The sequence below is a fragment of the Coxiella-like endosymbiont genome, from assembly GCF_002871095.1.
Taxonomy (GTDB): Bacteria; Pseudomonadota; Gammaproteobacteria; order Coxiellales; family Coxiellaceae; genus Coxiella.
In genome coordinates, this window is record NZ_NSHJ01000099.1 from 1 (window position 1) to 12,044 (window position 12,044).

The following is a 12,044-nucleotide window of genomic DNA, read 5'->3' on the forward strand; positions in this document are numbered from 1 at the left end:
CTGCGGCAATTTTTATTTATCAATTTAATATAAGACACGAAAAAATAAACAGAGATTATTTGTGAAGCTATTAATGGATTAGCTTCAGTTCATAGAGAAAGATTATCTTAACGAAATTATTCCTATCTATGCTACTAAAAATACTCCTAAAATAAAAAATTAGTGAAATTTAAAAAACTTAAAGCTTACTTTTTATCCTAAATTTGGTTAGCTAAGTAACTAATAGAAATATGCGTAGGTCACTTTGATGGAGTTAATCTAGTTATTATAGTACGGGTAAAAAATCTATAAAAAATATAATTTACCTGTTTTATAGCGCGAATAAGATATACAATTGGGATGGTAGTTGCTCTAGAAGCTAAGGTAATAAAATTTATCCCTATTTTTGTAGTAACTTTTTATTATAAAGTAATCCATTAACCCTACAAAGATAGTAATTATTACAAAATTAATAAAGTCTTTTCAAGCATCGTATTTACTTTTATAACGGCATATAAAAATGATGAGTTTTGTCAAAGGTATTTAGAATTAGAAAAATCTGTTGAATATTTGAATGAAAACATTCAATATGGATGGTGCTACTAGTACCATTGGTTACTTGGTGGTAACTCATGAAGAGTAATTTGCGCTTAGTGCTTTATGCATAAGAGAATGTTAAAAAATAAAAAAGCTAAATGGGCACTACAGCTTTTTTCTTTGTAGTAGAAAGGACGTAAAAGGCAGATCATGTTATTAAAGATAGAATAATGATAATTAAAAAACTTATAAATATTAGTGAATGAAAATAGACGATGAAGAAATTTATTGACTGATCATTAGTTACGATGATACCTCTATATCATTCTATGAATCAAAAATTTTTTAGAGAATTTAATTACATTTTTGATTTACTTATAAATAAAAAAACTAAAGCCAGTTATTATATTATCCAGAAATCAAAAGAATGTATTACCGGTTTTGATCTAAACTAATTTGTAGATTTTAAAACGAAGCATAATCTTTTAAGTTTATTCACTAAGCTTAATTGTGGTAATAGATAAATTAGAAGCTTTTTTGATAACAATATTTTCTATGATTAGTGGTTTTTTATTAGGTGGTGGTATAGAAGTGCTTTAGCAGTCGCTATCAGGTGATCGCGCCAAAGTCGTTATTTTAATTTATAAAAATCTATTTTCTGATTATTTTAGAGAATAGGACAGTCTTTCATTTTATTTTAAATGTTAATTGGTTACAACCCTGGTTAGGCGCAAAAATAGTATTTTATAAAAATTAAACTAAGAAAGTGATCGAACTGTATCTTGCTCTTTATGCTATCGTGAATAATGAGATAAAATTTATTAATTATTTAAGAGGTTTATTTCATAGAAGCTAAATCTATTTTTAAATTAATGCTGAGAGTAAATAGTATTAATATGGTGTTGACTTTCTTTTTGAGAAAGAAATTGAAATTTTACTAACTACAAAATATTCGTTATGAACACAATCAAGTTCACGTAATTGGTTTGGGTGTGATGAGCAGTAATATTACTGCTAGTCTGCTTTTTAGAGAATACAGGTAATTTTAAAACATATTCATCTGTCGAAAAACTAGTTACAGTTATTAGGAAAGTTTATTTTTTTACAAAAAGAAATTGGGATGTTTTGATGAATTCAAAAAGCAATGTATCACCTGAAATAGAAAAGAGGATTCATAATTCATACCGCAAATTTAATTACTAAAGTTGTATTGAAAGACTGAAGATTAAAATAGAATCTCTTTAAATCAATTAAGTTTCAATTAAAATTAGAAGCCATTTTAGAAACAAACATATCTAGTCTTTTTTTAAGTAAGGTTGATTTTAGTGTTAAAAAATTCAGAATAATTTTATTAGGTATTCATTTTTTAACCTAGTAATAAAAACTACCTTTAATTAAAGTTAAAAAAGTCAACAAAGGCTCCTGATCCTTTATTATAAGATAATCGATGTTTAAAACGGATGAAGATTTTCTATGGTCTTAATTAATAAGACTGTAGTAGATTTTAAAATACCTGTGGGAACTCCATTAAATTAGCCAATTAAGTTTTTGATTGGATATTTGTTTATCGTCGATAGCCAATCATTTGAAGAGTGTTTATGAAAATACAATTCCTAGAAAGTTGGAAGCTTTTCGATCAATATTACGACTTCTAAACGAAGTAATTCAATTTTTGTAGATACGAAGGAAATAATACAAACTTTATAATTCTAAAACTTTAAAATACCTGAAGCAACACAACAATATAGTAACTGATTTTGCCTCAGAGTAGGTTACCAATGAGTTTATAGCCTTAAGAAATTATAGCCTTAAGAAAAGGGCTTCCTGTACTATCTAATTAACCAGTTTTAAAATATTACGGAGTTATTTAAAAAAGAAATATTTTCTGTAATTCTACTGGGCTATTGTTATTAAAATCTGTATTCACATTTAAGAAGTATATCTTCCTACCGTTAATTAATTTGATTCTATTTTTTATTATCATTTTATTAGAAATTTATCGGTGGGGGGTTGCTTTGTATGAATCCAATGAAATGTTTAATAGAATACCAATAAAATTCATGCAAGCATGCAGAATATCTACTTTAAATTATTATTAGTTTATCCAAAATTGTTATTTTATTAGTTCTTATTGATTATTTATTGGTTACTTCCTAAGTAACCTAAGTAATTTTATTGCATTATTTTTTTGTGCATAAACCTCTTTTTAATATTTTTAGTATCAGTTTTTATTGCTTTCCCTTTGATGATTTTCTTTGTTTTATTTTTTCTATTTCTCTTGGTGTTGAAGTAGCTGGTATCTTTAAAGGATTACATAAAGATTAAGCTATCTAAGAGATCAAACCTGGTTACGGGTTTTTCTTTTAAGACACTGCTTATCTATTTTTTATTCTTATTGTTTTACTAATGACTTTAAAAGCTCCTTGATGCGCATTCCACAATTTTATTTCTCAATAGGAGAATAGATAAAATATCTTAAATGCTACTAGAAATCGTATATTAATTTTTTTAACTGACTACTTAAAATCGCTTTATTAGCGCTATAATTAACAGATAAGATTTTTGATAAATTTCTTAATGGTAATGATTTTTGTCTAATTTTAGGAAAACAAAACCTTGAAAATAAGAAAAAAATTGTTTTAGCCACAGTTCTGTTAAGATACAAATATATTTCCATGAGTTCTGAAAATAGTAAGTTTCTGCTGTTCTATTAGTGTTATGTATAGGTTTAGTACTTTCTGGTAATAAAGGTTGTTGACAATTAGTCTCCAAAATAGGCAGTTAATTAGTCTTTAAAATAGTTTATTCTTTCATTAGTTAACTCTTGTATTAGTTAAGTCAATTAATAATCTATTATTAATCCATTACAAAACTTCCTTGTAAAAACTAAACCACAATGTAAAGTGGATGAAAAGTATAATACATTTTACCCATCAACAATGGGTCCCAATTTCTATTAATTAAAATCATGATCCCTAATGGTAATTTACTAACCTACCGGGCTAGATAGAGGCTAAATACTCTTTATAAGTAAGAGCTCACTTGAAATGAGTGAGCACAAATAAAATAAGTAGTATTTTTCAAAGGTATTCTCCTTAGGTAGTCTCCTTAATAAAGTTTTCTTTAGTAGTGAGAGAAAACTGTGCTTTATTTTTTATTCCGACCATTCACGCTCTAAATATTGAAGCTTTTCAGGGGTATCAACCCAAGAATCAGCATCTTCTGGAGGTTCTTTTTTAGCAGTAATAATAGGCCATTGCTTGGCAAGTTCTGCATTGAGTTTTAGAAAAGATAGCTTTTCTTGAGGTAAATCATCTTCAGCAAAAATAGCATCAACAGGGCATTCTGGAACGCAAAGATTACAATCAATACATTCGTCAGGATCGATCACCAACATGTTGGGACCTTCGTGAAAACAATCTACGGGACAAACTTGAACACAATCTGTATACTTGCAACGTATACAATTATCAATTACAATAAAAGTCATATTACTATAGTTTCCTCTTAAAGAGAGAATTATAATGTAAAGAACGCTATAATAAAACCTATCAGTTTCTTTAAAATTAAAAGCTGTATTTCTAACTAAAAAAATTTAGTGAGCTTTATGGTAACTGCAGATAATATCAAAAGTTGAATTAAAGCGAGGTTAATTGATTCAGAGACAAGTTATTTTACTACGGGGGAGATCGGGCAAGTATTTTAAAGTAATGATTTTATATGCTATTTTTATTAGTTAAAAGTAACGTAAGCTCCTCATCACATCGTAAACGATGTGATGAGGAATTCTATGAAATAGAATATTAATGCCCTTTTCTTAAAAATATACCTTTCGAATTATTAAATAGGTTCATTAAAATTAGGTTCAATAATGAGTATTAAAGAAGAAATTCAGCAACAAGTAAAAACTAACCCTATTGTGTTATATATGAAAGGAACACCTGACTTTCCTCAATGTGGTTTCTCGGGACGTGTGGTTCATATACTGCGTCAGTGTGGAGTTAACTTTAAAAGCTTTGACGTTTTACAATCATCTGAGCTTCGTCAAGGAATTAAAGATTTTTCTAATTGGCCTACTATCCCCCAACTATATATTAATGGAGAGTTTCTTGGTGGAAGTGATATCGTTAACGAACTCTTCAAAAGCGGAGAGTTAATGCAATTGCTGGAAGGTTTATAGTAATTTTTACTCGAAATCCCATAAAGTTTTTATTCTTATAGCGGAGCAGGGAGAATTTCGTAAATGAAAAATTCGTTTATGTTTGGTGATTTCAGCCAGCTGCGTAGCTGACCATGCGTGGTTTTGATTAAAGTTGGCTAAACGCTGATCAATTTCGCTAATATACGCTCCTGAACTTTTTTGATAATGATTTTTCTTTCTAAACATATGCTTTAGTAACATTTGGTAACATGTAGTATCTAATGAGTTAAAGTTAGATTATAAAATGAAATAGATGTACTTTCTATGAGTGATTTACCGCCGTTTCTGAAAGAATTCAAGTTTCCGGAATTATTTACAATAAATGGGCTTGTAAATCTGGATGCTGCTTTTCTAATTTTTCTTAAAACAAAAGATAAATTTTTAAGCGAACAACTTCTACGGTATCGAAAAAAAGAACTCTTAAAATCTCAAGAGATTAGCGAGTTAATCATTGCCTGTGGGCCTTTTTTAGAAACTTTTATTGCAGATTTTTTTTCAATTGAGCAGTCAGTTAACTATTTGCGTGTGGCTACTTTAAAAGAAAATACCATTTTTGCTTTTAAAAAATTCTATATTTTACGTCAAGCACGTAGGTTACTTAAAAGTGCAGATTTAATAGAAAATTTTGCATCATTAGACCAATGGGTCACTGATCAATTAGAAAAAAATAGATTGAATAAAGCTGATCGAGAATTGGCTATTGCTCAATGGGGACAGCAGTTATTAGAAGCCCCTGAAGATAATGCAGTATTTATTAAAAAACTTACTTCCTGGTGTGTTGCCGCTTTAACTCAATTAGAAGGAAAAAATGCAGTAAAAGGATGGATAAGCTTTCATTTACATCAACATCTAAATTATGAAAATTTAGTACAAACAGTTACTCTTCCTGAAGATTCAGTAGGACGTTTAGAGGGACCGGTGGCATTACGTCGTTATCGAGATGGCTTTAGTCTAACCGATCCGCGGATGGAACGGCGTGAAGCAATGGCCCATGTTCATTACTGTATTTATTGTCACAAGACTAACGGGGATTTTTGTTCCAAAGGATTTCCATTAAAAAAAAGTAATTTAAATCAAAAGCTAAAAATTAATTCTTTAGGTGAAATTTTAACAGGATGCCCCTTAGATGAAAAAATTTCAGAAATGCATGTTCTAAAAAAACAGGGCTATGCAATAGCCGCTCTAGCTGTTGTGATGATTGATAACCCTATGTGCCCAGCTACGGGGCATCGCGTTTGTAATGATTGTATGAAATCTTGCATTTATCAAAAACAGGAGCCTGTTAATATTCCTCAGACTGAAACACGAGTTTTAATGGATGTATTGGAATTACCCTGGGGGGTTGAGATCTATGATTTACTTACACGTTGGAATCCTTTACGGCAAGAACAATACTTACCTAAAGCTTATAATGGGAAAAAAGTGTTGATTATGGGGATGGGGCCTGCTGGTTTTACATTGGCACATTTTCTTTTGATGGAAGGATTTGCCGTTGTGGGAACCGATGGTTTAAAGATTGAACCCTTGTCTTCTGATCTTATTACTGAGCCTATTCGAAATTATGTGGATCTAAAACAGCGGTTGGATAATCGGATAATAACTGGTTTTGGTGGAGTTTCCGAATATGGAATTACTGTACGTTGGGATAAAAATTTCTTAAAGCTAATTTACATTAGCTTATTAAGGCGTCCTTATTTTCAATTATTTGGTAGTGTTCGTTTCGGCGGTACTTTATTGGTTGAAGATGTATGGCGTCTGGGTTTCGATCATTTAGCAATAGCTGTGGGGGCTGGTTTACCGCGTGAATTACAGATTCCAAATAGCTTAGCTCCTGGGATGCGTCAAGCTAACGATTTTTTAATGACACTTCAATTAAGTGGTGCCGCTAAATCTTCAAGCTTGGCTAATTTACAAGTGCGTTTGCCCGCTGTAGTAATTGGAGGGGGATTAACCGCCATTGATACGGCCACGGAAGTTCAATCATATTACATTGCTCAAGTAGAAAAAATAACTCAACGATATGACAAGCTCAGTAATTTTTTTGGAGAAGAAGCTGTAAGATCTCATTTTGATCAATTTTCATTAAAAATTTTAGATGAATTTCTGAATCACGGGCGAGTTGTGGGTGAAGAGCGTCTGAAAGCAAAAGAAGAAGATCGACCACCTAATTTAGTAAAGCTTCTCCGAGGATGGGGTGGAGTAACCATAGTTTATCGCCGAACTATGGAAGAATCTCCTGCTTATAAACGTAACCACGAAGAAATAATAAAGGCCTTAGAAGAAGGTATTTATTACGCTGAGGGTTTAGAACCAAAAGCAATAAAATTAGATGCTCAAGGTTGGGTAATCAGTTTAGTATGTCAAAAGCGTGTTATAGATAAAAAAGGAGTTTGGGTAACAGATGAAGATAAAATTTTGCCTGCCAGATCTATTTTCGTGGCTACTGGATCTAAACCTAATATTGCGTATGCTTATGAGCATAAAGATATTTTCTCTCGTGAAGGGTTTAATTACAAACGATTTGAATTCAAAGATCATAAATTAAAAGAAGTTACTGAAGAAGGTCATTGTAAAATTAAGGATTTTGGGCCTTTTACAAGTTATGAAAAGGGCGAGCATCGAGTAAGTTTTTTAGGAGATACACATCCCGTTTTCCATGGAAGTGTAGTGAAAGCTATTGCCTCCGCTAAGCGCACTTATCCAAAAATTATCAAATCACTTGAATATCATCAGTTTAATGGAAACGTAATTGAATATGCTAAATTTCGTGAGCAGATGGCTACCCTTTTTGAAGCGAAAGTGATAGCGGTTCAACGACATTCTCCTACTATGGTGGAATGCCGAATTAGAGCATTAATGGCAGCCCGTAACTTTCGAGCAGGCCAATTTTATCGATTGCAGAATTTTGAATCTTTCTCACCCCTTGTTGGTGATACACGTTTACAAATAGAAGCCTTAGCAATGATTCCTGTGAATCAAAATTTCGATCGAGACGTAGTAAGTTTTATGGTTTTAGAGCGCGGTGCAAGCTCTCGATTAGTAGCAACCTTGAAACCGGGCCAGCCAATTTCCATTATGGGCCCAACAGGTTGTTATAGCAAAATTTTCACAGAAAGCCAAAAAAATATAATGATTATTGGGGGGTCTCTGGCTGCTGTACATTTATGCTCTTTAGGGCCTACATTACGGAAAGCAGGACATCGAGTGTTCTATGTGGCTTTAATGGAAACAGCTAATGAGCTTTCCTACCAAGAAGAATTAGAGGCGGTAAGTGATGTTATTTTGTGGGTAACCCGAAAGGGTGTAAAAATAAAACCGAGACGATCCCAAGATAGAGCCACTCAGGGAGAACTGATTTCGATTTTGCGCCGCTACGCAATCAAAAAAGCATACCTTCCGCTTCAGACGATAGATTGTGTGTACGTAATAGGTTCGACTCATCTTCTTCGACAAGTTCAAAAAGGTCGAGAGGGGCCATTAAAAGAATATTTTAAACCTGAAACAGAATTTGTCACTTCGGTTTATGGGCCAATGCAATGCATGATGAAAGGGGTATGTGCTCAATGCCTGCAATGGCAAATTGATCCTAGTACAGGGAAGCGGACAAAAGCTGTTTATGCTTGTTCTTGGCAATATCAGCCTATGGAATTGGTGGATATTAAAAATATCGAAGAACGTCTTTCTCAGAACCGGACTCAGGAAATTTTATCCAATTTGTGGCTAGATTACCTTTTTGCGACAGAAAAGATTGAGCGTGTGTAAAAACTTACTATAATTTATACTGTTTAACTTAAACAGTTAAGTAGATAAAACACTATACAAACTTAAGTAATGAATCAATAATAAAGACATTGTAATTAGTGATGTGTGTGATCAAAAAACTTATCAAGAATTTCATATTGCTAATTTTTCTCGATATTAAATATCAAAACTGAAAGAATATTTTTAAATAACCAAAAATATACTTGTTTACTTGATTTATATCAAGGAATGAGAAGTAATTAATCAAGCGTTTAATTTTTAATAGAGAAGGGTTTTAGTGAGATTTATAGTGTAAATCGGTAAGTGAGAGATATAGAAAACACATCACTCACCTTCCATAAAAATAAATAGTCTCTTCATTAACATTGATTTTGAAATTTAATCAAAATATTGTAGGTATTATTGAGTTTATAGGTAGTATTGATTTACTTACAATGGAAAATATTGTGGTAGTTACGTTATACATGATTACACTGTATGTTAAAATTCAACTGTTAATACATAATAACAGAGCCAGTTTTGTAGATGCTTCCTTGCGGTTGTAGGTTTAGTGGGAGCCCCATCACATCACCTCTATGACTCAAGTTTGAAGAGGCATCATAAAGAGGCATGGTTAAGGATGCTATGATAGTTATTTCTGATGTGCAGTTTTATGGGTAAAAGTATCTAAATATTAACTCTAGAAAACCTTAGAAAAACGAATTATTTTAATGCCTACTATGATAATGAAAAAAGTAGGAACTTCCCTATTGCCTAAATCTTTCCCTTCTCATGGTTATTAATTTTGCTGATTTTATGATAAACACCTTGATTGTAAAAGATATTATATAAAGTGATCATCTATTATAACAGATCAGTAGTAGTGCAAGCAGGAGGGAATACAATAAAAATAAAAAGATTTTATGGAGATACCCAAATCGATATTTTAAAATTACATTCTCCCCCTAAAAAAAGGGGTTGATCTCATTTTATGAAATGAGAGTTTTATTGTACATGAAGAGTGTAAAGAAAAAGCTTTAGGGACTTTTAGAAAAAGAAGATTATCAAGCAGCCGTTTTAGTACATCCTAAAACATTTAGTTTATTTAATTTAAGGGAGTAAGATATTGAAATTGTAGCTATTCCTTTAAATAGCTATAAATACATCATAAAATATAAATCACTCTTTACTTTTTGGCAATAAAACAATGTTATTAAATCTTAAAATTACAGCTAAAAATCAAGTTCCTCTTCAGTAAATGCTTAATTTTAGTTATAAGTATCAAAAATTAAAAATAAATTTTTATATTAAAATTTCCTTTGGTATAATAGCAAGGAAACAACAAGTAATAAGAATGCTTGAGAATAAAAACTTACTATCTAAAGTAAGAGTTTTAAAGTTAAATAAATTTGTCATCATATTTTTATGATGTTGATCTTCTAATCAAAGAAAACTGTAATTCTCTCCAGAGAATATAAAATTAGGGTCATAAAAATATTGAAAAAAAGACAATTAATTAAATGAAATTTAATGAATGCAATAGAAATTTACTGAACAAAACTGAATTCTTTAGAAGTGTAGTAGTGTTAAGAGTTTATTGTTTTATCTCGATTGTATTTGGTATCACTCCTGCTCTCCAGACCTCATCAAACGAATTATAAATTATATAAGAAAATTTTATTGGCAGAAAGCCTGTAGAAGAGTATATTTTCTTTAAAAGAAATGAAAATTAATATTCATTTAAAAAAATTAAAAAGTATTCTTAAAGCTCCTATTGAGTATTACTTAATTCAGGACAATGGTGAAATTTTATTGAATGATTGGTTAGGTAAATCTATTTCATTTAACTATACAGGATCAATTTTTTGTATTCAATGCGGGCGTAAAACTAATCAAAGTTTTCAGGAAGGATTTTGTTTCCCTTGTTTGAGGCGACTACAAGAGTGTGATCTTTGTATTATTCATCCGGAACGTTGTCGAATAGAAAAAGAAGGGTGCTTTATTGGAGATTGGGCTCACGTTCATTGTCATGAAAATCATGTAGTTTATATAGCAAATTCTTCAGGTTTAAAAGTAGGTATTACCCGAAAAACGCAGGTATTTACACGCTGGATTGATCAAGGCGCCATTCAAGGGATTCCTATTTTACATACGAAAAATCGTTATCAAGCAGGTATGATAGAAGTTAATTTAAAAGCTTTCATTGCTGATCGTACGGATTGGCGGAGAATGTTAAGAAATGATATTGAAGAAATGGATTTGATCTCTGCACGAGATGCCGTGCTAAAAAAAGCCAACTTCTCTCTTGTCAAAGTAATTAATCAATTTAAAGAGGGAGATGTACAAAAACTCAAAACAATCTCAGTCACTCGATTAAAGTACCCTGTTTTAGAATATCCGAATCAAATAAAAGCCCTTTCATTTGAAAAAACACCCACCATTACGGGATTCCTTTTAGGAATTAAAGGGCAGTATCTTATTTTAAATACTGGAGTGATTAATATACGGAAATATGCCGGTTATAATGTCGAATGTATGTTATGATAAATGAGATATCTAATTCAATTTTTATCTGAATCCTTCAACATTATAGGCATTAGTGGAGTCTTGATGGTTTTATTAGCTTATTGTTTGTTACAAATGAATAAGCTTAATCAAACCAGTATTAGTTATTCCCTTTTAAATTTTATAGGTTCAGGATTTATTTTAATATCTTTATATTTTTCCTGGAATTTAGCTTCGGGCATCATAGAAATTGCTTGGTTTTTGATTAGTTTATTTGGTTTAACTAAAGCAATTTATTTTCGTAGAGAGATTAGATCAACTAACCTCAATAGTAGATAAGTATATACTTTATATACTTAGCAAATAATTTTATTCTACCTTTTTGATAAACTTAAGGAATTAAGGTACTCAGGATATTTTAAACATAAAATAATAATTATTATAATTTTGTTTAGGCAAGTTAATTAGAGTGAATAAATACATTAATTTTTATTTTAATACTTCTTCAAAAAAGCCGTATCAAAATTACAAAAAAAATCTCTATGATTACTTTTAAGATCATAGACTCCTGTCTATTGTGTAATAAAATCAAAGTTAAATTTTACTGCCATCAATTTTTTAATACTTTAAATAATTAACTTATCTCTTATTTAGAATTAAAGTTGACTAGTCGATTTTTTTCTTGAACTCGGAATATAATCTTCTGTTTCTTCCTAAAAGGAAGAACATTAAAATCTTTCTCATGCCACTACCTTATGTCGTAAAAAATGTGGCATAACTGAAAAAAGTAAGATAGCTTTAAGAGAGGAGTGCTCAATCTATCTGCGTTGATGGCATACAGTTTAAATATTGAAGTTATTTTTCTGGAAGCAATAAAATAAGCGCACTACCTTTATTACTAAAGGTGCGACTCTCAACTATTACAAGTCCAAAGTAATACCCAAACAGAAAAAGCAATAATTACTCAAAAAATATAATAATAAATTAGTTAAAAACTAGGATAATAAGCTCAATATAAGTTAAGATAAGTAAGTGTCAATAGAAAATTTGTAGGGGAGCTTATAGCACATATACAAAAAAG

6 protein-coding genes are annotated in these 12,044 nt (G+C 30.8%); 4 read left to right on the forward strand and 2 right to left on the reverse strand.

Annotated elements, in window-relative coordinates:
* Positions 1-3,670 precede the first annotated feature (3,670 nt).
* Complete coding sequence (gene fdxA, locus CLERM_RS01985; RefSeq protein ID WP_102156927.1) at positions 3,671-4,006, reverse strand: ferredoxin FdxA; 336 nt, start codon at positions 4,004-4,006, stop codon at positions 3,671-3,673.
* 381 nt (positions 4,007-4,387) lie between these two features.
* Between fdxA and grxD the strand changes: the two genes are divergently transcribed.
* Positions 4,388-4,696, forward strand: coding sequence for a Grx4 family monothiol glutaredoxin (gene grxD / locus CLERM_RS01990; RefSeq protein ID WP_102156928.1), 309 nt, complete (start codon positions 4,388-4,390; stop codon positions 4,694-4,696).
* A gap of 6 nt (positions 4,697-4,702) precedes the next feature.
* Here the strand turns inward: grxD and CLERM_RS01995 are convergent, their stop codons facing one another.
* Entirely contained in the window at positions 4,703-4,903 is a 201-nt protein-coding gene (locus CLERM_RS01995; protein WP_102156929.1) for a CBU_0585 family protein, read from the reverse strand.
* A gap of 78 nt (positions 4,904-4,981) precedes the next feature.
* On the opposite strand from CLERM_RS01995, the gene CLERM_RS02000 reads away from it, so the two are divergent.
* The 3 genes from CLERM_RS02000 to CLERM_RS04215 all read left to right on the forward strand — a co-directional run bounded on the left by CLERM_RS02000 (position 4,982) and on the right by CLERM_RS04215 (position 11,302).
* Positions 4,982-8,479, forward strand: a complete 3,498-nt coding sequence (locus CLERM_RS02000; RefSeq protein WP_236905104.1) for an FAD-dependent oxidoreductase — start codon at positions 4,982-4,984, stop codon at positions 8,477-8,479.
* Positions 8,480-10,180: 1,701 nt separating this feature from the next.
* On the forward strand, positions 10,181-11,002 hold the full coding sequence (locus CLERM_RS02005; RefSeq protein WP_102156931.1) for a DUF2797 domain-containing protein: 822 nt from the start codon (positions 10,181-10,183) through the stop codon (positions 11,000-11,002).
* A gap of 3 nt (positions 11,003-11,005) precedes the next feature.
* Positions 11,006-11,302: a CBU_0592 family membrane protein gene (locus CLERM_RS04215; protein WP_102156932.1), complete on the forward strand. Its 297-nt coding sequence runs from the start codon at positions 11,006-11,008 to the stop codon at positions 11,300-11,302.
* Positions 11,303-12,044: the final 742 nt, after the last annotated feature.